A 26,574-nucleotide genomic window follows, 5' to 3' on the forward strand; every position below is an offset into this window, starting at 1 on the left:
GAGTCGAGCGGCATAGAGCGGGTTAGGCCGCGTCGACGACGTCGGAGTTTAGGCGTGGTGCGACAGCCGTAGAAGCGCCGGCCGATAGGGGGCTTGCGGATCGTCGTCCTCATTCGAGGGAATTGTGCAGGAGCCGAATTCCTGTCTGATCCGCTCGATCTCGGCGATGCGCTCGTGCAGCCGCTGCAGATGCTCCGGGGATTTCGCCCGCCAGAATCGAAATGTGTCGGCGGTGAGCGGGAGGAACGCGGTGCCGAACAGCGTCGGCTCCGGAACGACGGTTCGCCCGAGCAGCAGGAACCGCCCGGCACCGGAGACGACGAGGGTCGCGTAGCCGCGGTTTCCGATCCTCTTGATGCCATTCAGCGACCATTCGGCGAGCTTGCTGAAATAGGGCTCCTCCCGCCAGCGATCGGGGCAATGGTCATCGACGGTAACGTTGACCGCGTCCTGGCTGAAATGCACGATGATGCCCGATTTCGCCGGAAACCAGTCGTCATCCAGATGGCCCTGCAGCCAGGCGCAGACGAAGGAACGGCACATCTGCGGACGGCGCTCGTAGATGGTGCATCCAGTGCCCGTCTGCCAATGCCTGCACAGCTGGTTCACCGGCTTGTCGACGGCCGCCACTTCGAGGATATCGCAGCAGGCATTGCACGAGCCGCATTGCCGGGCTGGCTGGGCTGTCCTCGTCGGGCTGGTTCCGCGAAAACCCTGCCCGTCGCGGACCAGCAGCTTCTGCTTTTCCAGCGCATTCAACGCACGTTCGATTTTGAGACGAGATAGTCCCGTGGCGTCGATCACACCCTTCATCGTCGTCGCGCCCGCCTCTACTGCACGGGCGACGCTCAACATTGCCTGATCCATGTTTGTAGTTCTTTTCTTCTCTTATTGAGGCGCGCCCGATCCGCCCTGCACGATCTTCTCGTTCAGCTTCTCACCGTACGGTCTGGAGCACTCCGGCCCATGTTGATGGCCCCGCCTCAAACGCCGGGAGCTGACCGCGTTACCCCCTCGCGCGGATACCTTGTTATCGGATCGCCGCAAGCGAGTCTCATAGGCACGCCGCTATTCCACGCTGCCGGCGCCACGGCGCAAATCAGCCTCGATCTGCAACCGGGTGCCGCCGCCGAAGCGGGCGCGGTAGACCTGAAGGTTCTCCATGATCCGCTGCACATAGTTGCGCGTCTCGGAGAACGGGATCAGCTCGACCCAGTCGACCGCGTCGACCTTGGGGTCACGCGGATCGCCGTAGCGGTCGATCCACTTCTTCACACTGCCGCGGCCGGCATTGTAAGCGGCGAAGGTCATGATGTAGGAGCCGCGATAGTCTTCGAGCAGTCCACCGAGCTCGGCCGAGCCGAGCGTGGCGTTGTAGGCCGAATCGTTCTTCAGACGCCCCAGATCGTAGGTCCCGCCGTGCCGCTTGCAGACATAGCGCGCAGCGTCCGGCGTCACCTGCATCAGCCCATAGGCCTGCGCCGGCGAGACGACCGAGGGATTGAAGGCGCTCTCCTGCCGCGCGATGGCGTAGATGATGCTGCGCTCGACCTCGGGTCCGATCGGCGTGAATTGCGGAATGCCGTTGACGGGATAGGCATAGAAATCGAACGGCAGCCCGCGATTGAGCGCGGCCTTGCCGAGCAGCAGCATGCCGCGCGCGTCGCTGTGGCGCTGGGTGAGCTCGCCGAGGCCGGCTAGCGCTTCGGGATCGCCGTTCTCGCCCATGTCGGCGAGCAACGGTATCACCATCTCGCGCTCGTCGAGCTCGTAGAGCAGCTGCGCGGCGCGCACGATCTCCAGCCGTTCGGCACCGCGGCTGCGCGGCTGAGCGTTGAGCTCGATCTGCGGCAGGCCGAGCTTGGCGCGTGCGAGCTGGCCGTAATAGCTGGTGGATTGCTCGGCGGCCCGCGCGTAGGCGTTGCGCGCCTCCTGCTGGCGGCCTGCAGCTTCGGCGGCGCGGCCCTGCCAATAGCCGGCGCGCGCCAGCGTGGTCGGATTGACGCTGCCGATCCCGATGCGGGCAAAGTGCTGGGTGGCGGCCGCGGGATCGTTGAGGAAGCGCAGCGCGATCCAGCCGGCGGTGAACTCTTGCTCGGTCTTGTAGATGTCGCGCGAGGGCAGGGCCGCATCGCGCGCGATCAGATAGGCGCTGCGGAATTCCTCGGTGTCGATCATCTTGCGCGCCAGGAGGCGCCGTTCGATCCACCATTCGTCGAGATTGTAGAGCCGGCCCGGATCCTTCGGTGCCGACAGCATGAGCTGGGCGGCTTCCGCAAATTTCTCCTCGCGGCGCAGCAGCTGGATCTTGCTGAAGATGAAGCCCGGATCGCCGTGCAGCTCGCGCGGCACGGCTTCGAGCAGCGCACGAGCGTTCGGCGCTTTCTTGAGGGAGGCGATGCGGGCTTTGGCGAGTGCGACATAGCCGGCCCCGAGGCGCTTTGCAGCCCGCAATGCGGCCTCGTTCTCGCTGCCGTAGAGCAGCGTATCCATCCGCGCCTTCTGATCGCCGGGCGTCAGCAGCGCGCCGAACTGGTCGAGTGCGTTGTTTTCGGTCTCTTCCGACATCGGGTCGCTGCGCCAGGCATCGCGCACCAGACGTTCGGCGTTGGCACGGTCGCCGCGCGCCAGCATCGCCTTGGCGAGCGTGAAGCGGCCCTTGGCGGACACGGGGGATTCGTTCTCGAACCACGACCACGCGACCTGGTCGTCGCGCCTGTCGTCCCACATCGCGGCCTCCAGGCGCCGGCGCAGGAAGGTCTGCGAGGGCCAGCTCGGATTGGCGGACAGGAAGGCGCGGTAGCGCTCCACAGTCGCGCCATTGTCCTCGCTGCGAAGGATGATCCATTCCGCGAGTTTTCGCGCGACCGGATCCGAGATCGTGGCCGCGGCACTGGTGGCGTCGCCCGCCTTGCGCTTGCGCACGAGCTCGATCACGGTCTCCAGCGTGTCCTTGTCGGCTTGCGGCGTCGAGGAGGTCGCAGCAACCGCAGCCGGTGTGACCGGCTTGCGCGGGGCGGCATGCTGGCGGGTCGCCGGAGCCAGGACAGGAGCCGCGACGGGCTTGGCGGAGGCCGGGGCGGTCGGTCTGACGATGGCCGTTGCTGCCGGTGCGGGTGCGGTCTTCGGGACCGAGCCGCCAGCGGCCGGCTGAGGTTTCGGCGCGACAGCCGCAGGCTTCAGCTTGTCCTTTGCAGGTTCCTTGGCTGCGTTCTTGCCAGCATCCTTGCCAGCGTCCTTGGCAGGCTTCTTCGCGGCATCCTTGGCGGGTGGACTGGTCGCGCCCTTGCTTGCGCCCTTGGCGGCGTCCTTCGAAATGTCCTTGCCGGTTCCCTTGGACGCCCCCTTCGTGGTGTCCTTGGCGGCTGGCTTTGCGATTTCCTTCGCGGTTTCCTTGGCGGTCTCCGCGGTTGTCTCATTGGATTTGGCCCAGGCGGCGCAGCCGGCCGACAGCCCTGCCATCAGGCACACGACCAGACCGGTGGATCGCCATGCGGCGCGCGGAAAGGAGATCACGGCGTTTCGTCGCCCCGAATCAGTCAATTGGCTCAAGACCTAGCTGTACAAGATCTGGCTATATTTGATTGAATATGCGGACAAATACCAACAGCCGCTTACCTTTGCCGGGTTTGCACCACCACCGCGGCAAAATCGCGGCCTAAACCCGTGCGTCACACGGAAGCGGGTCTTTTACCGGCGGGATAGACCCGATATGAATGCGGCTTGCTCGAGATCGCCGCGTACGGAGGAAGTCCATGGCAGCCAAGACGAAATTCCGGGGATCGTTCACCGCCTTGGTCACGCCGTTCAAGAACGGCTCGCTGGACGAGGCGGCGTTCCGCTCCCTGGTCAACTGGCAGATTTCGGAGGGCACCAACGGCCTGGTCCCGGTCGGCACCACCGGCGAGAGCCCGACGCTGAGCCATGACGAGCACAAGAAGGTCGTCGAATGGTGCATCGAGGAAGCGAAAGGCCGCGTGCCTGTCGTCGCCGGCGCCGGCTCCAACTCGACCAAGGAGGCGATCGAGCTCGCCCAGCACGCTGAAAAGGCGGGCGCCAACGCGGTTCTGGTCGTGACGCCCTACTACAACAAGCCGACCCAGGAAGGCATGTACCAGCACTTCAAGGCGATCAACGACGCGATCGGGATTCCGATCATCATCTACAACATCCCGCCGCGTTCCGTGATCGACATGTCGGTCGACACCATGGCGCGGCTGTGGGAGCTGAAGAACATCGCCGGCGTCAAGGACGCCACCGCCAGCATGGTTCGCGTCTCGCAGCAGCGCGCGGCAATGGGCGAGGACTTCAACCAGCTCTCGGGCGAGGATGCGACCATCCTGGGTTACATGGCCCATGGCGGCCATGGCTGCATCTCGGTGACCTCGAACGTCGCGCCGCGGCTGTGCTCGGAGTTCCAGGCCGCCTGGGCGAAGGGCGATCATGCCACCGCGCTGAAGCTGCACGACAAGCTGATGCCGCTGCACAACAACCTCTTCATCGAGAGCAATCCGGCGCCGATCAAGTACGCGCTGTCGCTGCTCGGCAAGCTGGACGAGACGCTGCGGCTGCCGATGGTGCCGGTCACCGAGCCGACCCGCGTTGCCGTGCGCAGCGCAATGGTTCATGCCGGCCTCATCAACTGACGCGCTGGCCGATCGGGGAGCTTTCATGGCGATCGAGGAAAGAGGCACGCGGATGCTCACGGAGTTCCGCGAATTCGCCATGAAGGGCAACGTCGTTGACCTCGCGGTCGGCGTCATCATCGGTGCGGCCTTCGGCGCCATCGTGACGTCGCTGGTCGGCGACGTGATCATGCCCATCATCGGCGCAGTTACCGGCGGCCTCGACTTCTCGAACTACTTCACGCCGCTTTCGAGCAAGGTCACCGCCGCAAATCTCGCGGACGCGAAAAAGCAGGGTGCCGTCTTGGCTTGGGGCAACTTCCTCACGCTGACGATCAACTTCATCATCATTGCCTTCGTGCTGTTCCTGGTGATCCGTGCCATGAACAAGTTGAAGCGCAAGGACGAGGCGGAGCCTGCCGCTCCGCCGAAGCCGTCGGCCGAGGTCGAGCTGCTGACCGAGATCCGCGATCTCCTCAAGAAGTCTTGACGCGCGCGCTTCATCCAAACTGTTAGCGTCCTCGCGCATCTCGATCAGGTTTGTCCCCCATGGCCGACAAGAATGAACGTCCGATCAAGGTCATGGCGGAAAATCGCAAGGCCCGCTTCAACTATGCGATCGAGGATACGATCGAGGTCGGCATTGCCCTGACCGGCACCGAGGTCAAGTCGATCCGCAACGGCAAGAGCACGATCGCGGAATCCTACGCCGATTCCAAGGACGGCGAGATCTGGCTGATCAACGCCACCATTCCGGAATATCTTCAGGGCAACCGCTTCAATCACGAGCCCAAGCGGCCGCGAAAACTGCTGCTGCATCGCAAGCAGATCAACAAGCTGATGGGAGCGGTCGACCGCGAAGGCATGACGCTGATCCCGCTCAAGCTTTACTTCAACGAGCGTGGTCGCGCGAAATTGCAGCTCGCGGTTGCAAAAGGCAAGAAGCTGCACGACAAGCGCGAGTCCGAGAAGAAGCGCGACTGGAGCCGGGAGAAGGGCCGCCTGATGCGGGCGAGGGGATAGCGGGATGACTCAGAGAAACCTGCTCGAGGTTGATTGGACCCGGATTCCCGCCCCCGCGGATGACGGCGGCGCCGCGCACCTGAAAGGCATGACGCTGCCGCCGGTCAGCCTGCTCGCCACTGACGACACGTCAGTCGCGCTGTCGGCGCTGCGTGGCCGGACCGTGGTGTTCGCCTATCCGCGCACCGGCGAGCCCGGCAAGATCGCGCTGGTCGACGATTGGGACATGATCCCGGGCGCGCGCGGCTGCACGCCGCAGACTTGCGCGTTTCGCGATCTGTTCGCCGAGCTGAAGGCCGCCGGCGCCGCGCAGGTGTTCGGCCTCTCGACCCAGAGCAACGCGTACCAGACCGAGATGGCCTCGCGGCTGCATCTGCCGTTCCCGGTGCTCTCGGACGAGAAGCTGGCGCTCACGCGCGCCCTGAATTTGCCGACCATGGAGGTTGCGGGCCTGACGCTGATCAAGCGCCTTGCGCTGATCGTCGACGACGCCAGGATCACGCATGTGTTCTATCCGGTGTTTCCGCCCGACCGGAACGCCGGCGATGTGCTGGACTGGCTGAAGGCCAATCCGGCCAAAGGCTTGTCTAGGGATTAGTCGAGGTCGGCCTTCACCTTCGCGAACACGGAGCGGAACATGTCCGGCGTCAGCACGCGGGTGTTCGTGTTGTAGCGGGAGCAGTGATAGCTGTCGTAGAGCCTGAATGCGCCGGCCTGATGCACGGCGCCGTGGCCGAAGGGGGCTTGCGATCCCTTCAGGTTCAGCGGCTTGAGCACGGTGTCGTGCGCAATGCGCCCGAGGGCGACGATCGCGCGCAGGTTCGGCATCGTTGCGAGATTCGCGGCGAGAAACTGCCGGCAGGTGTTGATCTCCACCGGCAGCGGCTTGTTCTGCGGCGGCACGCAATGCACCGCATTGGCGATCCGGCAGTCGACCAGCTTCAGGCCGTCGTCGGGACGCGCCCGATATTGGCCCTTGGCGAATCCGTATTCGAGCAGCGTGGTGTAGAGCAGGTCGCCGGCATAATCGCCGGTGAAGGGACGGCCGGTGCGGTTGGCGCCCTGCATCCCCGGCGCAAGGCCGACGATCAGCAGGCGCGCCTTGATGTCGCCGAAAGGCGCAACCGGTGCATTGTGCCACAATGGCTCGCGCGCGCGGTTCGCCTCGCGAAAGGCGACCAGGCGCGGACAGAGCGGACAGTCACGGTCGGGGACGAGGCTGAGAGGCTGGCGGCTTGACCGGGCCGCCTCACTCCTCGAAGTCGTCATCGCCCCTCGCCGGCGCCATCGTGGTTGCGCGCTGGAGGAACTGCGGAGCGTGGTGGCGCGCCTCGCGGTCGCCGCGGTCACGCGGGGCGGGGCGTTCGGACGGGTCGCGACCGAGCTTGGACTGCAGCTCGACGAGGTCGGTGAAGACGTCGGCCTGCCGGCGCAGCTCGTCGGCGATCATCGGCGGCTGGCTGGCGATCGTGGAAATCACGGTGACCCGCACGCCGCGGCGCTGAACGGCCTCGACCAGAGAGCGGAAGTCGCCGTCGCCCGAGAACAGCACCATCTGGTCGATGTGCTCGGCGAGCTCCATGGCGTTCACGGCGAGCTCGATGTCCATGTTGCCCTTGACCTTGCGGCGGCCGGAGGCGTCGATGAACTCCTTGGTCGCCTTGGTGACGACGGTGTAGCCGTTGTAGTCGAGCCAGTCGATCAGCGGCCGGATCGAGGAGTACTCCTGATCCTCGATGATCGCGGTGTAGTAGAACGCCCTAAGTAGCGTCCCGCGGCTCTGAAACTCCTTCAGCAGGCGCTTGTAATCGATGTCGAAGCCCAGAGTTTTTGCCGTCGCGTAGAGATTGGCTCCATCGATGAAGAGCGCGATCTTGTCGGTAGAGGAAGGTGACATTCAGTTTGCTCGCGTAGAGTTCGTGATTGATCGTTTATTGTTGGCGCGGCGACAGCAAGCCGCGCGCTTCTAAAGTCCCGCCGAAACCCGTCGAAACCGCAAATCCGGAGAAGTCGGGGCAATCAAGGTATAGTTATGGCCAACTTGCACATACCCGGCGCCGCCCTCGCCGGCGGCCCGGGTAACCACCCATCCCAGCGCCAATGTGGGGGTAGCAGAGCCGTTTGGCGAGGCCAAATCACAAATTGGCCTTGCGAAACCCTCCCGGTCCCTATAACTACCGGCATTCATCCACATATTTCGTCCCACCCACAACGGAGCGACAGTCGATGGCTCGCGTCACCGTAGAAGATTGTATCGACAAGGTCGACAACCGGTTTGACCTGGTCCTGCTGGCCGCCCACCGCGCCCGCATGATTTCGTCTGGTTCACAACTAACGGTTGACCGTGATAACGACAAGAACCCTGTTGTGTCTTTGCGCGAAATTGCTGAGACCACCATTTCGCCGGAGGACCTCCGCGAGGAGCTGGTGCACTCGCTGCAGAAGTTCGTCGAGGTCGACGAGCCCGAGCCTGACACTGTGCCGCTGATCGGTTCCGCCGGTGCAAGCGTGGATGCAGACGATACCGAAGTCGCCGTTGAGCGCATGACGGAAGAAGAGCTCCTGAAGGGTCTCGAAGGCCTCGCGCCGCCCGAGGAGCAACCCGAGGAAGACGAGTAAATCGTCCCGTCGCGCTCATCGACTTCTTTGTGATCTGATCAAAGGCCCGAACCGTTGTTCGGGCCTTTGCTTTTGTTGGCGTTTTCGTGGTTACCATAGCGTCGTCGGTTCGCGCCTGTCCCTGTCACTGAATTGATCGGACACGCGCGCGATCGGAGCTAAGATGTATACAACGGGCTCTGTCGTGGTCCGTTTGAAGGCAGGACGGCATGGTATATCGACGCCGCACACCAACGCAGATGCAGGCCGCAACCGAATCGGTTGCCGTGGCCCCGACTGCGCCGGTGGCGCGCCCGGCGAAGCCTCGCGCACGCATGATGCGTCAATATGACCTCGTCGAGCGCGTCAGGTCCTACAATCCCAACACCGACGAAGATCTGCTGAACCGCGCCTATGTCTACGCCATGAAGGCGCACGGCTCGCAGACCCGCGCCTCGGGCGACCCGTACTTCTCCCATCCGCTCGAAGTGGCGGCGATTCTCACCGACCTGAAACTCGACGACGCCACCATCGTGGCTGCGCTGCTCCACGACACGATCGAGGACACCGAAGCGACGCGGGCCGAGATCGACCAGATCTTCGGGCCCGAGATCGGCGCGCTGGTCGAAGGGCTGACCAAGCTGAAGCGGCTGGAGCTGGTGTCGCGGGAGGCCAAACAGGCCGAGAATCTGCGCAAATTGTTGCTGGCCATTGCCGACGACGTCCGCGTGCTCCTGGTGAAGCTCGCCGATCGCCTGCACAACATGCGCACGCTGGACTTCGTGCCGACGGAATCGCGACGGCGCATTGCCGAGGAGACGCTCGATATCTATGCGCCGCTGGCCGGGCGCATGGGCATGCAGGAAATGCGCGAGGAGCTGGAGGACCTGTCGTTCCGGACCCTCGACCCGGAAGCCTATTCGGTGGTGATGCAGCGGCTCGATGCGCTGGCGGAACGCAACCGCAATCTGATCGGCGAAATCGAGGACCAGCTCTCCAACAATCTGCGCCACCGGGGCTTGGGCGCGCGGGTCTATGGCCGCCGCAAGAAGCCATTCTCGATCTGGACCAAGATGGAGCGGAAGTCGGTCGGCTTCGAGCAATTGTCCGACATCTTCGGCTTCCGCGTCGTCGTCAACGACATCGAGGCCTGCTACCGCGCGCTCGGCATCGTTCACACGAACTGGCCGGTCGTGCCCGGGCGGTTCAAGGACTACATCTCGACGCCGAAGCAGAACGACTATCGCTCGATCCACACCACCGTGATCGGCCCCGGCAACCAGCGCGTCGAGTTGCAAATCCGCACCGAGGCGATGGACCAGATCGCCGAGCGCGGCATCGCCGCGCACGTGTTCTACAAGGAAGGCGTGGGCTCGCCGACCGAATTCCTCAAGCGCGAGTCCAATGCGTTCGCCTGGTTGCGCCACACCATCGGCATCCTCTCGGAGAGCGCCAACCCCGAGGAATTCCTCGAGCACACCAAGCTCGAGCTGTTCCACGACCAGGTGTTCTGCTTCACCCCAAAGGGCAAGCTGATCGCGCTGCCGCGCCATGCCAACGTGATCGACTTCGCCTATGCCGTGCATACCGACGTCGGCAACAGCGCGGTGGGCTGCAAGATCAACGGCCAGTTTGCGCCGCTGTCCTCGGAGCTCCAGAATGGCGACGAGGTCGAGGTGCTGACCTCCGAAGCGCAAGCGGCGCCGCCGTCCGCCTGGGAAACGCTCGCGGTCACCGGCAAAGCGCGCGCCGCAATCCGCCGCGCCACCAGGACTGCGGTGCGCGATCAATATGTCGGTCTCGGCCGGCGCATCGTCGAGCGCCTGTTCGAGCGCGCCAAGATCGAATATGCCGACGACAAGCTCAAGGGCGCGCTGCCGCGGCTAGCACGAACCTCGATCGAGGACGTCATGGCGGCTGTGGGACGCGGCGAGATCAAGGCCTCCCACGTCGCGCGTGCGATGTATCCCGACTACAAGGAGGAGCGCATCGCGCGCTACGGCGTCAAGAAGGGGCTTGCCGGCAAGCTCAAGGAGAAGTCGTTCGAACCGCCGCGCACCCCGGTCGCGATTCCGATCCGCGGCATCAATTCCGACCTGCCGGTGAAGTTTGCGCCGAATGGCGGCGCAGTGCCCGGCGACCGCATCGTCGGCATCGTCACGCCGGGCGAGGGCATCACCATCTACCCAATCCAGGCGCCGGCCCTGAAGGATTTCGAAGAAGAGCCGGAGCGCTGGCTCGACGTGCGCTGGGACATCGAGGACTCCGCGCCGCAGCGCTTCCCGGCCCGCATCAAGGTCGAGAATGTCAACGAACCCGGCGCGCTGGCGCAGATCGCGACCGTGATCGCCGAGCACGACGGCAACATCGACAACATCAGCATGCAGCGCCGCTCACCGGACTTCACGGAGACGACGATCGATCTCGAAGTCTACGATCTCAAGCATTTGAGCGCGATCCTGGCCCAGCTGCGCGCGAAGGCGGTCGTCGCCCGCGCCGAACGTGTTAATGGATAGACGCCTTCCGTCATGGTCCATTCCTATGATTCCGTGAGTCCTGAAATGCCTGCACCTCCGCTCCGCCTCGGCGTCAATGTCGACCATGTCGCGACCCTGCGTAACGCGCGCAGCGGCCGCAATCCCGATCCGGTGCGCGCGGCGCTGCTGGCGATCGAGGCCGGCGCCGACGGCATCACCGCTCATTTGCGCGAGGATCGCCGGCACATCCGCGACGAGGACATGGCGCGGCTGAAAGCCGAGATCTCCAAGCCGCTTAATTTCGAGATGGCGGCGACCGAGGACATGATGCGTATTTCGCTCGCCACCAGGCCGCATGCGGTGTGCCTCGTGCCGGAGCGGCGCCAGGAGGTGACGACCGAAGGCGGGCTCGACGTCGTCGGCCAGCACAATGCGCTGGCGCCTTATATCGCGCGGCTGAACGATGCCGGCATCCGGGTGTCGCTGTTCATCGCGGCCGATCCCGCCCAGATCGAGACGGCGGCGCGGCTGCGCGCACCCGTGATCGAGATCCACACCGGCGCCTGGTGCGACGCCGTCGTCGAGGGTCACGCCGACAAGGCCGAGGCCGAATGGCGGCGGATCGTGGCAGGGGCGAAGCTGGCGAAAGAAGCAGGGCTGGAGGTTCACGCCGGACACGGGCTGGACTACGCGACTGCGGAGACGATCGCCGGCTTGCCGGACATCATGGAACTCAACATCGGCTACTACATGATCGGCGAAGCCCTGTTCGTCGGTCTCGCCGAGACGGTTCGCAGCATGCGCGCGGCGATGGACCGCGGCCGGAGCCGGGCATGATCATCGGCATCGGCTCCGATCTGATCGACATCACCCGGGTCGGCAAGGTGATCGACCGCCATGGCGAGCGCTTCCTCGACCGCATCTTCACCGCGGCCGAGCGGGCCAAGGCGGAGCGGCGCGCCAAGAACGAGAAGATGGTGGTGGCAACCTACGCCAAGCGCTTCGCCGCCAAGGAGGCCTGCTCCAAGGCACTCGGCACCGGCATCAGGCGCGGCGTGTGGTGGCGCGACATGGGGGTGGTCAACCTGCCGGGAGGGCGGCCAACCATGCAATTGACGGGCGGGGCGCTGGCCCGGCTCCAGGCCCTGACGCCCGAAGGGTTCGCGGCGCAGATCGACCTGTCGATCACCGATGACTGGCCGCTGGCACAGGCCTTCGTCATCATTTCGGCCGTGCCGCTGGCCAAACCCTGACGGTGCTCCGATAATTTTATAATTCGCATTCAAAATCAAGCGCTTATGCAGTTTTGACGCGATCCTTGATTGCGTGGTCTCCGACAACCGTCTAAAAGTCCGCGGACGCAAATCAGGCTGGGCGAATTCGGCTTTACGCCGGAATTGGCCCTCATTATCAGAATCAGGACAATCTCCTTGGGCCGCGAGCGATGGGCTGTTCGCGGGAGGAGGGCGCGCTGTGACCGCCCGCCGGAATTGAGAGAGCAATGAGCGTGACTTCAGGAACGAAAACTGAGAGCGGCATCGGCGAAACGATCCGGGTCGTGATCCACGCTCTCCTGATCGCTCTGGTGATCCGCACCTTCCTGTTTCAGCCGTTCAACATCCCATCCGGCTCGATGAAGGCGACACTGCTGGTCGGCGACTATCTGTTCGTCTCGAAATATTCCTACGGCTACAGCCATTACTCGATCCCGTTCTCGCCGCCGCTGTTCTCGGGGCGGATCTGGGGCTCGGACCCGAACCGCGGCGACATCGTCGTATTCCGCCTGCCGAAGGACGATTCCACCGACTACATCAAGCGCGTGATCGGCCTGCCCGGCGACCGCATCCAGATGCGGGACGGGCTGCTCTACATCAACGACACGCCGGTCGAGCGGCAGCGCATGAGCGAATTTGTCGGCGAGGACCCCTGCGGCGCCGAAGGCAGCGGCGTCTCCCGGGTGAAGCGCTGGAAGGAAACGCTCCCGAATGGCGTGTCCTACGAGACGCTGGACTGCGCCGACAACGGCTACGTCGACAACACCAACGTCTACACCGTGCCGACCGGCCACTTCTTCATGATGGGCGACAACCGCGACAACTCCACCGACAGTCGCTTCCTCGGCCAGGTCGGCTACGTGCCGCAGGAGAATTTGATCGGGCGCGCCCAGATGATCTTCTTCTCGATCGCCGAAGGCGAGCATGCCTGGATGTTCTGGCGCTGGCCCTGGGCGGTGCGCTGGAATCGCTTCTTCAAAATCGTCCGATGAAAGACGAAGCCAAGGACATCGCGATCCTACCGACCGAGGCGCAAGCGGGCCCCGACGGCGAAGCTGCGACCAAGACTCTTGATACCAAGACCCTTGAGGTCAAGACGCCTGAGATCAAGACGCCCGCAAAGAAGAAGCGGGTGCGGAGCAGCAAGGTCAGGGGCTCGGATGCGAATGCGGGGCTCGAGGCACGCATCGGCTACAGCTTTGCCGATCCGAACCTCTTGATGCAAGGCATCACGCATGTCTCCGCGCTGAAGTCCGGGCGCAAGCGCGGCGACAGCTATCAGCGGCTGGAATTCCTCGGCGACCATGTGCTCGGGCTCGTCGTCTCCGACATGCTCTATCACGCCTTCCCGAACGCCGACGAAGGCGAGCTGTCCAAGCGACTTGCCGAACTGGTGCGCAAGGAGAGTTGCGCCGATGTCGCCAAGTCGCTCGGTCTGCTCGACGACATCAAGCTCGGCTCGGTCGGCTCCAGCGCCGACGCGCGCCTGCGCAAGAGCGTGCTCGGCGACATCTGCGAGGCCGTGATCGGCGCCGTCTTCCTAGACGGCGGCTACGCGGCAGCGGCCGATTTCGTCAAGCGCAACTGGACCGAGCGCATGCACAAGCCGCGACGTCCCTTGCGCGATCCCAAGACCGTTCTCCAGGAATGGGCACAGGGCAAGGGATTGCCGACGCCGGTTTATCGCGAGGTCGAGCGCACCGGCCCGCATCACGATCCGCAATTCCGCGTCGCGGTCGACCTGCCGGGGCTGGCACCGGCGGAAGGCATCGGCGGCAGCAAGCGCGCGGCAGAGAAAGTGGCAGCTTCAGTGATGATCGAACGTGAAGGCGTTGGCGGCGGCAATGACGGTTGAAGCAAGCGGCGAGGCGCCCACTGCCACGCGCTGCGGCTTCGTCGCGCTGATCGGCGCGCCGAATGTCGGCAAATCCACGCTGGTCAATGCGCTGGTCGGGGCCAAGGTCACGATCGTCTCGCGTAAGGTGCAGACCACGCGCGCGCTGATCCGCGGCATCGTGATCGAGAACAACGCGCAGATCATCCTGGTCGATACGCCCGGAATCTTCCTGCCCAAGCGCCGGCTCGACCGCGCCATGGTCTCGACCGCCTGGAGCGGCGCGCATGACGCCGACCTCGTCTGCGTGCTGCTGGATGCCAAGGCCGGCATCGACGAGGAAGCGGAGGCAATCCTCACCAAGGTCGCCAGCGTCAAGCACGAGAAGATTTTGGTCATCAACAAAGTCGACCTGGTCCAGCGCGAGAAGCTGCTGGCGCTGGCGCAGGCTGCCAACGAGCGCATGGCCTTCGCAAAGACGTTCATGATCGCGGCGATCTCCGGCGACGGCGTCGATGACCTCAGGCGTACACTGTCCGAGATCGTACCGCCGGGGCCGTTCCTCTATCCCGAAGACCAGATGTCGGACGCGCCGATGCGGCAGCTCGCGGCCGAGATCACGCGCGAGAAGATCTTTCGCAAACTGCACCAGGAACTGCCCTACCAGTCCACCGTCGAGACCGACAAGTGGGAAGAACGCAAGGACAAGTCGGTGCGCATCGAGCAGACGATTTTCGTCGAGCGCGAAAGCCAGCGCAAGATCGTGCTCGGCGCCGGTGGCGCCACCATCAAGTCGATCGGCGCGGACTCGCGCAAGGAGATCGGCGAGATCCTGGGCGTGCCGGTGCACCTGTTCCTGTTCGTCAAGGTGCGCGAGAACTGGAGCGACGATCCCGATCGCTACCGCGAGATGGGCCTGGAATTTCCCAAAGAATAACCAAGAAAAGATCGGTCGACGATGAGCGTACCCAGCAACGTACGGCGCTTCGAAGCGTTGCTCTATGCATCGTTGATGCTGGATGCCTTGTCGGTGGCGGTGCAGGACCGCACGCCGACTGCCGAGATGACCGAACAGATGATCATGACGTCGTCGCTGCTCGCCGGCGGCATGATCCTGCTGCTGGTGTATTTCGTCCGGCTGGCCGCGCACGGGCGCAAGAACTGGCCGCGCTGGGTGCTGGCGGCAGCGCTCGTGCTGTCGGTGATCTCGCTCGGCCAGATCATCGGCGAGAAAGGCATGGAACTCGACAGCGCCATCGAGATCGTCTCCTGCGTGCTGACCGCGATGGGATTGTATTTCTCGTTCCGCGGCGACGCGCAGGGCTGGTTCAACGCGTGAGGCCGTGTCGGGTGGATTGGCGGCGCGCAATTCACCTTCCAGGCGTGCCCCCGCGATTGGCCGATTAGGCCTTCGGCCAATCCGCCCTACGATTGAAGACCGGAATCCGCTAGACTTCACCGATGGAATGGACCGACGAAGGCATCGTGCTGGGGGTGCGGCGGCATGGCGAGAGCAGCGCCATCGTCGAGTTGCTAACCCGTGCCCACGGCCGCCATCTCGGTCTCGTCCGCGGCGGCGCCGGCTCTCGGATGCGTCCGTTGCTGCAGCCCGGCAACAGCCTCCGCGTGGTATGGCGGGCGCGGCTCGACGAGCATCTCGGCACCTATGCCATCGAGGGCCTCAAGCTGCGGGCGGCGACGCTGCTGGGATCATCCCACGGCGTCTACGGCATCACCCATCTCGCCTCGATCGCGCGGTTGCTGCCGGAGCGCGATCCGCACGAAAACCTCCTGGCGCTGCTCGAACATTCGCTGGACGATTTCGACGACATCGGCAGCGCGGCCGTGCACGTGATCCATTTCGAACTGGCAATGCTCACCGAACTCGGCTTCGGGCTGGCGCTGGAAAACTGCGCGGTGACAGGAGAGACCACCGACCTGATCTACGTCTCGCCCAAATCCGGCGGCGCGGTGTCCCGCGGGGCGGGCGAGCCGTGGCGCGACCGCCTGTTGCGGCTGCCACCGTTCCTGCGCCAAAGCGAGGTGCAGGGCGACCTCACCGATCAGGATCTCCAGGACGGCTTTCGACTGACCGGCCTGTTCCTGCTGCGCCACGTGCTGGAACCACGCGGGCAAGGCCATTCCGATGCGCGGGCAGGCTTCATCAACGCGCTGACGCGACAGCAGGCAAAGGCCGCCGTTCCCGCGCCATGAGCTTGGCGCGGCTCTGCGTTGCCTCAGTGGACCAGCCCTTGCTGGAACAAAACTCGGTTCCCCGGACTTGCCATTTTGGGTTCCAACCGGGGATAGCCTCATGCTGATCAAGGGACTTGTGATATCGGCAGCGCTGATTGCGCTGGCGCCGGACGCCCTCGCGGGTGAGCAGCCGGGCGTCTTTCGCCGTGCTTCCTGTACCGTCGTCAGATTCTATGTGGCTAAATATTCCGCTGCAGCCGCAGAGGCATGGGCACGGTCCAAAGGGGCGACGGAGGCCGAGATCGACACCGCGCGGCGGTGCCTGACCAATGCCCCGGCCACCACGCAGGCTAAAGCCGCGCCACCCACCCAGACCTTCACCGCAGGCTGGGCCGGCCAGTAGGCCGCCACAGGGAACCAATCGATCCTTGCCCGATTCGCTTCCACGGTTTAACCGGGCGGCATGGGAAAACGATTGATTCCGCCGGAGGAACCGGCCGAAATTCACGAGGTGCCGCTGCGTGAGGCGTTGGAAGAGCGCTATCTCGCCTACGCGCTCTCCACCATCATGCACCGCGCGCTGCCGGATGCGCGCGACGGCCTGAAGCCGGTACACCGGCGCATCCTGTATGGCATGCGGCTGCTCCGGCTCGACCCGGGCACGGCATTCAAGAAGTCCGCCAAAATCGTCGGCGACGTGATGGGCTCGTTCCATCCGCATGGCGACCAGGCGATCTACGACGCCATGGTGCGGCTGGCGCAGGACTTCTCCTCGCGCTACCCGCTGGTCGACGGCCAGGGCAATTTCGGCAATATCGACGGCGATAATCCCGCCGCCTATCGCTACACCGAAGCGCGCATGACCGACGTCGCGCGGCTTCTGCTCGACGGAATCGATGAGGACGGCGTCGAATTCCGCCCCAATTACGACGGCCAGTCGAAAGAGCCGATCGTGCTGCCCGGCGGCTTCCCGAATCTGCTCGCCAATGGCGCGCAAGGTATCGCAGTCGGCATGGCGACCTCGATCCCGCCGCACAACGCCGCCGAGCTCTGCGACGCCGCGCTGCATCTGATCGAGAAGCCCGACGCGAAGTCGAAGGCCTTGCTGAAATGGGTCAAGGGTCCGGACTTTCCAACCGGCGGCATCTGCGTCGATTCCAAGCAGGCGATCGCTGAAGCCTACACCACCGGTCGCGGTTCGTTTCGCGTCCGCTCCCGATGGGAGCAGGAAGAGGGCGCGCGCGGCACCTGGGTCGTCGTCGTCACCGAGATACCCTTTCTGGTGCAGAAGTCCCGGCTGATCGAGAAGATCGCCGAGCTGCTGGACCAGAAGAAGCTGCCGCTGGTCGGCAATATCAGGGACGAGTCGGCCGAAGACGTTCGCATCGTGATCGAGCCGAAATCGAAGAACGTCGATCCCGCGCTGATGATGGAATCGCTGTTCCGGCTGACCGAGCTCGAAAACAAGATTCCGCTGAACCTCAACGTGCTGATCAAGGGCCGCATTCCCAAAGTCGTTGGGCTCGCGGAGTGCTTGCGCGAATGGCTCGACCATCTGCGCGACGTGCTGATCCGTCGCACCAACCATCGCAAGGCCGAGATCGAGCGCCGGCTGGAGATCCTCGGCGGCTTGCTGATTGCCTATCTGAACATCGACGAGGTGATCAGGATCATCCGCAATGAGGACGAGCCGAAGCCGGCGCTGATCAAGGCGTTCAAGCTCACCGAGGTGCAGGCCGAAGCCATCCTCAACATGCGGCTCCGAAGCCTGCGCAAGCTCGAGGAGATGGAGATCCGCGGCGAGGACAAGGATCTTCGCAAGGAGCTGAAGGGCATCGAGGGACTGCTGGCGTCCGAACCCGAGCAGTGGAAGAAAGTCGGCGAGCAGGTCGGCAAGGTTCGCGACATGTTCGGACCGAAGACCCCGCTCGGCAAGCGCCGCACCACCTTTGCCGACGCGCCAGAGCATGATCTCGCTGCGATCGAGGAGGCACTGGTCGAGCGCGAGCCGGTGACGGTGGTGGTCTCCGACAAGGGCTGGATCCGCACTCTCAAGGGCCATGTCGAGGATCTCTCGGGGCTGGCCTTCAAGCAGGACGACAAGCTCGGATTCGCGTTCTTCGCGGAAACGACCTCGAAGCTGCTGCTGTTCGCCACCAACGGAAAATTCTACTCGCTCGATGTCGCAAAACTTCCGGGCGGCCGCGGTCATGGCGAGCCGATCCGCCAGTTCATCGATCTCGAGCCGGAGGCCGCGCCGGTCACGCTGTTCGTCAACAAGGGCGGACGCAGATTCCTGGTCGCGAGCCACGAGGGCCAAGGGTTCGTCGTCAGCGAGGACGATTGCGTCGGCACCACCAAGAAGGGCAAGCAGGTCCTCAACGTCGACATGCCGAACGAGGCGCGCACAGTCACCGAGGTGATCGGCGACACCGTCGCGGTCATCGGCGAGAACCGCAAGATGCTGGTGTTCCCGCTCGACCAGGTGCCGGAGATGGCGCGTGGCCGCGGTGTGCGTCTGCAGAAGTACAAGGACGGCGGCCTCTCCGACATTGCAGTGTTCGACGCCAAGACGGGCCTGACCTGGAAGGACTCCGCCGGCCGCGAATTCTCCGCGACCATGAAGGAGCTCGCCGAGTGGAAAGGCTCTCGCGCGGACGCCGGCCGTCTGCCGCCGAAGGGATTCCCGAAGTCGAACAAGTTCGGCAGGGGGATCGGGTAGTCGGGCGACAGTCTGGTTCCGCCGGTGCGCGCGGTCTGATACCGTCCGCCATCCCGGTGTTCTGGAACGTTGAGAAGTAGCGCGATGTACGATGTCATTGTTGTCGGCGGCGGCTCGGCCGGCGCTGCTGTTGCGGCGCGGCTCTCGGAAGATCCCGCACGGCGCGTCCTGCTGCTGGAGGCGGGTCTGGACTGGCGCGCCGACGAGGCGCCCTGGGAGGTGATGACGCCAAATCCCATCCCGATCATCCACAAGCGCGAGTACCAGGAGAAGTGGCAATGGCCGGATCTTCTGACGCGCCGTGTGGCCGGCCAGGAGCCGCGCTTCTACTGGCGCGGCAAGGGGCTCGGCGGCTCGTCGATGATGAACGGCCAGATCGCCATCCGCGGCGTCGCTGCTGCGTTCGACGAGTGGGCCGCCAATGGCTGCACCGGCTGGTCGGCCACGGACGTGATGCCGTTGTTCTCGGTGATCGAGGATGATCTGGACTTCGGCGACGCCGCCGGCCACGGCCGCGGTGGACCGCTGCCGGTGTATCGCGCGCCGGCGGAAAAATGGGGGCCGATCGACCGCGGCTTGCGCGATGCGGCGTTGGCCAGCGGCTATCCCTGGTGCGCTGACGTCAACGGGCCTGACGGCGAGGGCGTCGCCTGCTATCCCATCAACAGCCGCGACAGCCGCCGCATCACCACCAACGAGGGTTATCTGGAGCCCGCGCGGGGCCGCGCCAATCTGGAAATTCGCGGGCATGCGCTGGTCGACCGCGTGCTGATCAGCGACGGCCGGGCAACCGGCCTCCGCGTCCACATCGAAGGGCAGGGGACCAGCGACATCAGCGCGCGCCAGATCGTGCTGTGCGCCGGCGCCATCCACAGTCCGGCGATCCTGCTGCGCTCGGGCATCGGACCTGCGGATGAGCTGAAGGCGATGGGGATTGCGGTCGAGCGGGACTTGCCGGTCGGCCGGCACTTCTTTGACCATCCGCTGTTTCGCGCCACGATCCAGCTCCACGAAAATCTGCGGCCGACCGATCCGGACACCCGCCATACCAATTGCTGCGTGACCTATTCGTCGGGCCTCGCCGACGGCGGCAAGCGCGACATGATCCTGATCGCCTTCAATCACCGCGGCATCGGCGTGCCGGGCGCGATCGGCGCCGGGCTGTTCAACGCGTATTCGCGTGGTTCGCTCAAGCTGGCCTCGACCGACCCCGCGATTGATCCTGTCGTCGAGGAAAACATGCTGGCCGATCCCCGCGACATGTTGCGCATGAAGGATGCGGTGAAGCGGCTCGCCGTGATCACCTCCCAGCCGGCGCTATCAGGCATCGTCGACTGGATCCGGCTCGCGGACACCGATCTGACGCTGCCGCAAGCCGCGGCCTTGCCGGAGCATGAACTGGATGCGCTGCTGCGCCGTGAGACGGGCGATATCCAGCACGCCGCCGGCAGTTGTCGTATGACCGGCTTTGAGAGCGCCGACGGCGTGGTCAACCCTGACGGCACCGTGAAGGGCATCTCCGGCCTGCGCATCGCCGACGCCTCGATCATGCCATCGGATTGCCGGGCCAACACGCATTTCACGACCGTGGTGATTGGCGAGGCGATCGCGCGGATGATGATGCGTTAGGTTCAATCGTCGTCCGCCATGGCGGTCTGATGAAACCGCGCGCAGACGAAAACCTACCGCTCGACGGCCAAGCCGAACAGCGGTCGGAGATGTGTCCCCAGAATGTCCGCCGACGAAAGCCGCCACCAGCCAGCACCAGCCATGCAGGCTGCCCGATGCGATCCCGCTGAAATAAGCGCCGATATTGCAGCCATAGGCGAGCCGGGCGCCATAGCCGAGAAGCAGGCCGCCGATGATGGCGGCGAGGAGCGAGGATGCGGAGATGCGCCATGTCGGATGGAATTTGCCGGCGAGGCCTGCGGCCAGCAACGCTCCCAGGATGATGCCGAAATCCATGACGGAGGTGATGTCGGCGAAGACGCTTTGGTGCAGCGAGGTCGCGCGAGCGCCCTGCCAATAGGGCCATGACGCGACGTCGACGCCGAGGCTCATCAGGATCTTCGATCCCCAGAGCGCGAAAGCGGAGGTGATGCCCCAGGGACGTCCCGCAAGATACAGCGTGGCGAAATTTCCGATCGCGAGCAGGATCGCGCCCCACAGCAGCGGCCATGGCCCCTGCATGAAGCGGCGCGCGCCGCGGAGCTTCGTCCGCGCTCCCGGCTCGAGTTCGCCGTGGCGGCCGATCTCGGCCCTGAGGGTGATGAGATAAATTGCAGCCATAACAGCCCAGCAGAGCACGAGCGCCGGCAGCCATCCGAGCCGTTCGATCAACGAGACGGCGCCGATGTTCGGCAGTGCGCTCCACCACGGCAGATGCAATGCACCGAGCGTCGATCCGGCGATGAAGGCCGCCAGTGTCACAAGCATGCGGGTGTTGCCGCCGCCGGCGGTATAAAGCGTTCCCGACGCGCAGCCGCCGCCAAGCTGCATTCCAAGGCCGAACAGGAATGCCCCGGTGAGCATGCCCACGCCCACCGCGCCGAGCTCGCCACGCACGGCGACGCCGAACAGAGTGCCTTGCGCCAGGGCCGGGAAGAAGAGGGCGGTTGCCAGCACAAGCATGACCATTTGGGCGCGAAGGCCGGCGCCTCGTCGTGCGACAATGAAGACGCGCCAAGCCGAGGTGAACCCGAACAGCGCATGGTACAGCGTCAGGCCAAGTGCGCCTCCGAGAAGAAACAACAATCCCTGTTGCCACGAAATCGTGCCTGACAAGGCCGCTGCGCCCGCCAGCCGCCGCGACAGCGACGACCGTGAGATTGGCGCCGTGCCGGTCATTGTCAGGGGCAAGCAGCCGCGCATCGATAGATAGATCGGTCATGGCTCATCCAAAAGCGGATTTCTTCGGCAGTGAGAGCTAACCGGGGCGAATTCTGCCCGTTCCAATCTTTCGACCTTGGAACTGATGCGATAGCGCTAGCCTGTCATGCCCAGGCTCGACCGGGGCATTCAGTACGCCGCGGCCTCTCTTCTCAAATCTCGACTGTCTCGGGCTACCGGGTCGCCCGGTCAAGCCGGGCGACGACAGCGAGAGTGGGCAAGATTAGTCGTCGCGCCGATGCACGTTTCAAACGGCGGACGAGAGTTCGCGATCTCGCGGCGCGTTCCGCCCGAGTCTTGCGTCGTCGCATCGCCCTCATTGAGACAAGGGCGCAGGGAAGGCCGGGCGCCGGCTGGCACCCGCAGGTCCGTGCGCGATAGAAATGCACACGGGGTGGACCACAGGTTCGCCGGATCGCCCGGCCTTCCGTGCACGATGGTTTTAACGTGTCCTTCGTGCTCTCCTCGGGGAGCGATGCACTATTGCCCCCGTCGCCATGCAGATGACTGATGCGCGCGGCCCGGTTGGGCCGCCACATCACCGCAGGACTTGACGCACAGACCCCGGGCGTCAGGACCACACGACTTGGCGTCAAGGCCGTTTTCCCCGGTGATTTCGCTGCTTTTGGTCGGCTCGGCCCGATTAGGCCCTAGACCACGATGGTGTCAGGCTGAAACACGCTGGCGACGCCCCTTGCCGCGACCACGGTTCGGGTTGAATTCATCAACCGCGCATTGCCACGCCACGATCTCATCCTCGAACCAAACGCGCCGGTTTGGCGAGATGTAGGTTGCACGGGGGAAGCGACCGGCTTTTTCCATGCGGTACAGCGTGGTTCGCGATACCGGGATGATCTGCAACACCTGCTCCTCATTGAGCATGCGCCGGGGGCCGGACTCGTTCGGTGCGCCGTCTTCCGTCGCGGCAGCCATTGTGCGGTTCACAGCGCCTGCTCCTGCTGTTGCTTGCGGCGCGAGCGCTGCTCCTTGCGCTCCTGCAAGAATTTGCTGAACGCGTCCTGCGTGCTCTGCTGCGAGAACATCACCCGCCACTCGGTGGCGGCCCCCATCGTGATGCGCACGGCCCGACCCAGCCGGATTTCCTTCGGGCCGAGTCCAGCTTCACGCAGCAGCCGATAGAAGCTCTCCGAAATGTTTTCCATCGCGCAGAACTCCAAGATCGTGAAGCTCGTGCGCGGAATGTTGTTGGCGATGGCGGCGGCGGCGTTCGCGGCCTTGCTTTTGCTTGCCATGGAACTTGCAAATCTCCTCAACGAATGACGCTGAGCAGTTTAGCGCCGCATGGAGTTGCTGGGGAGGCGCTGGGGAGTGTCTTATCGATCACCACAGGCCGCAAACATGTCTTTTGAACAGGCGCGACTACGGAATTGCGGCGCGAGGCGGCGGCAGCGCATCGCGTCGGGGGGCGATGGGCGGACAAAGTCGCACGGATCGCGACTTTTGGAACCGCAACTGAGTCGGCGCGATTGGACCATGACCGTTGAGCTGGCGGTGCGGAGACTCCCGTGCTCGCAAGTCGTTAGGTGACCCAATGGGACAGATGACGAGACAACGAGCCTCACCGAGCGCGCCGAAGCGGCGGTTGCCGAGACGCTGGAGAGGATGTGCGCACGAATCCGTGCGCACATTGGTGGTACGGCGGATTGAGCCGCTCGTCGCCTGTGCGGCCAGCGCTCGCCCTATACGGTCAAGCAGTTTCAGGTCTCGAAACTCTACAGCAAGCGGCATCGCTTGTCGGCCCGACATGGAGCCGGCGCGACGTCGAGCTGGCGGTGCGGACCTTGGGCGCCGAAGGTCACCGTCTCGTCCACTCCGACCGGATCACCCTCGGCGGCGCCAGGCATGGGCGCTGCGGCCAGTTCTGCGGCCCGCTGATCGAAGTTAATCTGGACCGCCTGCCGGGCAGCGGTGGCATAGACCAAACGCGTCCAGTGACTCCCGCTCGGCGTCCTTGGGATACGCTCAGAGCCACCGGCTCGGCTGGCGCGCTTGTACCGGATCACGCGCCGCTCGCTGGCGAGCTGTTCGAAGTGCCACAGGTTCCAACGAATTCGAGAACCTGATCGCGGTGAAGCTGAACGGCTCGACACGGCCGGCCTTGCAGGGCGGGCGCCGACGGCTCCCTTGTGGGAGCGCGCACAGTACCTTGCGGCGACGCCTCCGAGCAGCCGACGACTCCGACGACCACGACCTCCGAGCAGGCGCCGAGCGAAGAAAGGGAATGCGGGGCGAGGCGAAGTTGCCCTCCTAAACTCGCACTCCCCCAAGCCGCCGGTTGGTAGAAGGGGGGCCGGGCTTCCAGCCCGGCCCCTTCTTCCACCAACGGGGGGTATAAGGGGGGTGGAAGAACAGGCAGGTGGAAGGTGCTGGAAGTCTGGTGGAAGCTGCTGGAATTGGTTGCTGGAAACGGTTTCTCTCACGTCGAAACCCTCACGTCTCAACGATCCGCGAGCGCGGCTTCGATGGCGGCCCCTCGGTCACAACGCGGATTTTCCTGCCCTCGAACAGCCGCAACATGGCCTCGGCGAGCGCCTTCTTATTCAGCTTCTCGGACGTGGCCTCCTTCTCCTTGGCAAAGCATGCCGGTGCGTAGGTGGTGCCCTTCTTGTCGGTGACGTTGCGGCCTTGGCGCGTGAAGCGGTCGAGCAAGTCCAGGAACACCTGCTCGGCGCGCTGCTCGACGATCTGCGAGTCGGTCGATCCGCCCGGCGCCTCGGGAACAAAGACGCCGTTCTGATAGCGCAACATGACCTTCGGGGGGAGCGGGCCATATTGAACCTTCTTGTACTCCAACACCCGTACCTCGGGATCGGTCAGCCCGCCTTCGTCCTTGTTGGCGGCTCGCAAATGCAGACGGCCCCTGACCTTGCCGTGCCATGCAGTCGAGCCGGACGTGCCGCTGCTGCTGCCAGATTGGCTCGGGTGCGCGTTGACGATAACAGCGCAGTTGGCGTTCATTGCCAGACTGCGCAGCAGTCCGACGAACGCGGCAACCTGCCCGCGATTGTTCTCGTCGCCGTCGAAGATGTCGTTCAACGTGTCGAGGATGATCACGACCGGCCGCAGGATTTGCGCCCACCCCGACAGGGCGTGAAAGAGCGGCGTCGGCACGAGATTGCCGTCGCTGTCGAACCGCGCGAGCGTCATGTCCTGCCCGGCATAGCTCGACGCCAATAGACCGTTCTCGATCAGTGCGGAGTACGGCTCATTATAGTGCGCGGCGATGTCATGGAGGCGGTGTCGCAGCTCGACTTCGTCATCCTCGGCACCGAGGTACATCACCGGGCCTGCCTCAGGGTGGCAGCCGAGCCACTCCCTCGACAGGACCGTCGAGCACGCCAGTTGCAGGATGAGGAGCGATTTGCCAATGGCGCCTTCCCCATAGAGCAGCGTCACCTGTCGCTTCAGGATATGGTCGGGCACCGCCCACTCGCGCGGCGGTGGCGGTGCAGTCTCGTTCATGAACTTGATGTCGGTCTCAAGGCAGCCGGCTTCCTTGGCATACCTCTGCCACACATCATTCTGCACCTTGCCCGGGTCGATCGGCAGGTTGGTGCCCAGACAGGCGTCCTGAAAGTTGACTCCGATCAGAGCATCCCTCTCGCCCTTGGGCACGCAGGGGATGCCCAGCTCCAAGGAGGCGACGATGATAGCCCCTACACTGATGCCGTCGGTGTACTGGTTGCAATCGAGAGCCCACTCGTTGACCAGATCGCACAGGATCGTTGCCGACGGCGAGCCGGGGTCGCGCGCCCAGCGCGTGCGGAGACACTTGCTCAGGAAATTTTTGGCGATCTCGATCTCCTTGCGCGGCACCGGACTGCGGCGACCGCCACGCGGCGCAGTCAGACCGTTCGTGCAGACGGTGAACGCGCCGATGGTGTGCAATTCGTCGTCGGGCTCCTGCAAAGTGGCAGTAGACACTTCGACCGCAGTCGATGTATGTTCGTCATGCATTCGTCTTTCCTTTCACTTCGGCTTCTGTCCCGCCCCGGTTGCCAGACCGGCGGCGGGATTCTTTCGCTCGCTCAAAGCAGCCTCACCGAGGTGTTTCTGAACCTCACCGAGCCGCACTGAACCTCACCGATCCGCCATAAGCCATTGAAAACATTGGCTAAATCGTCTTGACTATTAATCGGGCTCGTGGTTTTCCGCAAGAGGCAACTCTGCCTCCGCCGAAGCATTTGGGAAATCCGAACCATGTTTTGCCTCACACCGATCCCGCCTCACCAATTCGACGTTCTCATCGGCAAGACCGAGCACAACCGCAAAGCCATGAAGAAACGCGGCCAGTTGCAGCCGCTCATCGTGCCGAGCCCGGAGCAGCGCGCCGATGGCCTGTGGCGCGATCAGATTTTCATCGCGGCCGACGCCGTGATCGTCAGCGCGCTTGATCTACTGGTTGATGCCGGTGCTGCCCGCGCTGCGGTGGATCATGCGATGCGCGATCTGGAGTTCGAAATCATCTCGCGGCTGAACGATCTCGACGACGGCAAGCCGGTGCAGCTCTGCTTCGCGCACGACGGCAAGCGCTGGGTCGTGCTCTCCGCTGGCACCGTCATCGATGCCATGCAAGCGGTCGCGCAGCACTTCAAGAACGGCGCCGGTGCCGAGCCGCCGAAGGTCAGTTTCTATTGTATCCGCTTGCATGACGCGCTGGCGACCGTGCGCGCTCGCGCCGCGCAACATGAGATCGATTTTCCTGACCGTATCTGGCCGACACCGGAAGAGCTGGACGCTGGCGCGGACCTGCTCGCGGCTGCGATTGCGCCGCGCATCTCGCCTGTGATTGAGAAGTGGCAGACGCTGCGTCAGCGCGACGCGTTTGATCGTCGGTTCAAGCTGGAGCGTCGCGACATTATCGACTAGCCAATGGGCGCCGGAGCGGGGTGATACCGGGGGGTATGTTCAAACA

General features: G+C 64.3%; 25 protein-coding genes and 1 pseudogene. 17 read left to right on the forward strand and 9 right to left on the reverse strand.

Annotation, left to right across the window (positions count from 1 at the left end):
- Positions 1 to 48: 48 nt before the first annotated feature.
- Positions 49 to 867 (reverse strand): YkgJ family cysteine cluster protein, encoded by an 819-nt coding sequence (locus IVB36_RS28270; protein ID WP_026233575.1) that lies wholly within the window; start codon positions 865 to 867, stop codon positions 49 to 51.
- 201 nt (positions 868 to 1,068) lie between these two features.
- A complete protein-coding gene (locus IVB36_RS28275; RefSeq protein WP_247377568.1) occupies positions 1,069 to 3,462 on the reverse strand; it encodes a transglycosylase SLT domain-containing protein in 2,394 nt (797 codons plus the stop codon).
- A gap of 293 nt (positions 3,463 to 3,755) precedes the next feature.
- Between IVB36_RS28275 and dapA the strand changes: the two genes are divergently transcribed.
- From dapA to IVB36_RS28295, 4 genes are read left to right on the forward strand one after another with little or no spacing between them, the layout of a single operon-like run.
- Entirely contained in the window at positions 3,756 to 4,646 is an 891-nt protein-coding gene (dapA, locus tag IVB36_RS28280) for a 4-hydroxy-tetrahydrodipicolinate synthase (RefSeq protein WP_007603384.1), read from the forward strand.
- Positions 4,647 to 4,671: 25 nt separating this feature from the next.
- Positions 4,672 to 5,115, forward strand: a complete 444-nt coding sequence (gene mscL, locus IVB36_RS28285) for a large conductance mechanosensitive channel protein MscL (protein ID WP_085351428.1) — start codon at positions 4,672 to 4,674, stop codon at positions 5,113 to 5,115.
- A 59-nt stretch (positions 5,116 to 5,174) separates the two neighbouring features.
- On the forward strand, positions 5,175 to 5,648 hold the full coding sequence (smpB, locus tag IVB36_RS28290) for an SsrA-binding protein SmpB (protein ID WP_007603387.1): 474 nt from the start codon (positions 5,175 to 5,177) through the stop codon (positions 5,646 to 5,648).
- A gap of 4 nt (positions 5,649 to 5,652) precedes the next feature.
- Positions 5,653 to 6,246 (forward strand): peroxiredoxin, encoded by a 594-nt coding sequence (locus IVB36_RS28295; protein ID WP_085351429.1) that lies wholly within the window; start codon positions 5,653 to 5,655, stop codon positions 6,244 to 6,246.
- Here the strand turns inward: IVB36_RS28295 and IVB36_RS28300 are convergent.
- Positions 6,243 to 6,917: a uracil-DNA glycosylase gene (locus IVB36_RS28300; protein ID WP_026233573.1), complete on the reverse strand. Its 675-nt coding sequence runs from the start codon at positions 6,915 to 6,917 to the stop codon at positions 6,243 to 6,245. The two genes, IVB36_RS28295 and IVB36_RS28300, sit on opposite strands and share 4 nt — an antisense overlap.
- Entirely contained in the window at positions 6,898 to 7,545 is a 648-nt protein-coding gene (locus IVB36_RS28305) for an NYN domain-containing protein (RefSeq protein ID WP_007603390.1), read from the reverse strand. Before IVB36_RS28305 ends, IVB36_RS28300 begins: the two co-directional genes overlap by 20 nt.
- A 329-nt stretch (positions 7,546 to 7,874) precedes the next feature.
- Between IVB36_RS28305 and rpoZ the strand changes: the two genes are divergently transcribed.
- From rpoZ to IVB36_RS28365, 12 genes are all read left to right on the forward strand, one after another.
- Complete coding sequence (gene rpoZ, locus IVB36_RS28310; protein ID WP_007603391.1) at positions 7,875 to 8,267, forward strand: DNA-directed RNA polymerase subunit omega; 393 nt, start codon at positions 7,875 to 7,877, stop codon at positions 8,265 to 8,267.
- A 209-nt stretch (positions 8,268 to 8,476) separates the two neighbouring features.
- The gene (locus IVB36_RS28315; protein WP_026233572.1) at positions 8,477 to 10,762 is read left to right on the forward strand and encodes a bifunctional (p)ppGpp synthetase/guanosine-3',5'-bis(diphosphate) 3'-pyrophosphohydrolase; all 2,286 of its coding nucleotides are present in this window, start codon (positions 8,477 to 8,479) and stop codon (positions 10,760 to 10,762) included.
- Positions 10,763 to 10,807: 45 nt separating this feature from the next.
- Positions 10,808 to 11,560 (forward strand): pyridoxine 5'-phosphate synthase, encoded by a 753-nt coding sequence (locus IVB36_RS28320; protein ID WP_026233571.1) that lies wholly within the window; start codon positions 10,808 to 10,810, stop codon positions 11,558 to 11,560.
- Positions 11,557 to 11,976 (forward strand): holo-ACP synthase, encoded by a 420-nt coding sequence (acpS, locus tag IVB36_RS28325; protein WP_007611179.1) that lies wholly within the window; start codon positions 11,557 to 11,559, stop codon positions 11,974 to 11,976. The genes IVB36_RS28320 and acpS overlap by 4 nt, the downstream gene beginning before the upstream one ends.
- A 248-nt stretch (positions 11,977 to 12,224) precedes the next feature.
- Positions 12,225 to 12,989, forward strand: coding sequence for a signal peptidase I (gene lepB, locus IVB36_RS28330; protein WP_018458408.1), 765 nt, complete (start codon positions 12,225 to 12,227; stop codon positions 12,987 to 12,989).
- On the forward strand, positions 12,986 to 13,852 hold the full coding sequence (gene rnc, locus IVB36_RS28335; RefSeq protein WP_085357520.1) for a ribonuclease III: 867 nt from the start codon (positions 12,986 to 12,988) through the stop codon (positions 13,850 to 13,852). The genes lepB and rnc overlap by 4 nt, the downstream gene beginning before the upstream one ends.
- A complete protein-coding gene (era, locus tag IVB36_RS28340; RefSeq protein WP_018458406.1) occupies positions 13,842 to 14,768 on the forward strand; it encodes a GTPase Era in 927 nt (308 codons plus the stop codon). The genes rnc and era overlap by 11 nt, the downstream gene beginning before the upstream one ends.
- Positions 14,769 to 14,789: 21 nt before the next feature.
- Entirely contained in the window at positions 14,790 to 15,170 is a 381-nt protein-coding gene (locus IVB36_RS28345) for a hypothetical protein (RefSeq protein WP_018458405.1), read from the forward strand.
- Positions 15,171 to 15,292: 122 nt separating this feature from the next.
- Positions 15,293 to 16,045 carry a DNA repair protein RecO gene (gene recO, locus IVB36_RS28350; protein ID WP_247393836.1) on the forward strand — a complete coding sequence of 251 codons (753 nt, stop codon included), beginning with the start codon at positions 15,293 to 15,295 and terminating at the stop codon, positions 16,043 to 16,045.
- Between the two features lie 100 nt (positions 16,046 to 16,145).
- Positions 16,146 to 16,430 (forward strand): hypothetical protein, encoded by a 285-nt coding sequence (locus IVB36_RS28355; protein WP_018458403.1) that lies wholly within the window; start codon positions 16,146 to 16,148, stop codon positions 16,428 to 16,430.
- Positions 16,431 to 16,490: 60 nt separating this feature from the next.
- Complete coding sequence (parC, locus tag IVB36_RS28360) at positions 16,491 to 18,749, forward strand: DNA topoisomerase IV subunit A (RefSeq protein ID WP_247370589.1); 2,259 nt, start codon at positions 16,491 to 16,493, stop codon at positions 18,747 to 18,749.
- A gap of 84 nt (positions 18,750 to 18,833) precedes the next feature.
- Positions 18,834 to 20,378, forward strand: a complete 1,545-nt coding sequence (locus tag IVB36_RS28365; protein ID WP_204511382.1) for a GMC family oxidoreductase N-terminal domain-containing protein — start codon at positions 18,834 to 18,836, stop codon at positions 20,376 to 20,378.
- A 53-nt stretch (positions 20,379 to 20,431) separates the two neighbouring features.
- Here IVB36_RS28365 and IVB36_RS28370 read toward each other — a convergent pair.
- The 5 genes and pseudogenes from IVB36_RS28370 to IVB36_RS28390 form a co-directional block, all read right to left on the reverse strand.
- Positions 20,432 to 21,639, reverse strand: a pseudogene (locus tag IVB36_RS28370) (YeeE/YedE family protein).
- A 665-nt stretch (positions 21,640 to 22,304) separates the two neighbouring features.
- Entirely contained in the window at positions 22,305 to 22,583 is a 279-nt protein-coding gene (locus tag IVB36_RS28375; protein ID WP_247393839.1) for an AlpA family phage regulatory protein, read from the reverse strand.
- Entirely contained in the window at positions 22,580 to 22,891 is a 312-nt protein-coding gene (locus IVB36_RS28380) for a hypothetical protein (RefSeq protein WP_247393854.1), read from the reverse strand. Before IVB36_RS28380 ends, IVB36_RS28375 begins: the two co-directional genes overlap by 4 nt.
- A 480-nt stretch (positions 22,892 to 23,371) precedes the next feature.
- Positions 23,372 to 23,581 carry a hypothetical protein gene (locus IVB36_RS28385; RefSeq protein ID WP_247393857.1) on the reverse strand — a complete coding sequence of 70 codons (210 nt, stop codon included), beginning with the start codon at positions 23,579 to 23,581 and terminating at the stop codon, positions 23,372 to 23,374.
- 508 nt (positions 23,582 to 24,089) lie between these two features.
- Complete coding sequence (locus IVB36_RS28390) at positions 24,090 to 25,547, reverse strand: AAA family ATPase (protein ID WP_247393860.1); 1,458 nt, start codon at positions 25,545 to 25,547, stop codon at positions 24,090 to 24,092.
- Between the two features lie 312 nt (positions 25,548 to 25,859).
- On the opposite strand from IVB36_RS28390, the gene IVB36_RS28395 reads away from it, so the two are divergent.
- Positions 25,860 to 26,528, forward strand: coding sequence for a hypothetical protein (locus IVB36_RS28395; RefSeq protein WP_247393863.1), 669 nt, complete (start codon positions 25,860 to 25,862; stop codon positions 26,526 to 26,528).
- The last annotated feature ends 46 nt before the right edge of the window (positions 26,529 to 26,574 follow it).

Origin of the sequence: Bradyrhizobium sp. 35 (assembly GCF_023073215.1) — a bacterium.
Classification (GTDB): Bacteria; Pseudomonadota; Alphaproteobacteria; order Rhizobiales; family Xanthobacteraceae; genus Bradyrhizobium; species Bradyrhizobium canariense_D.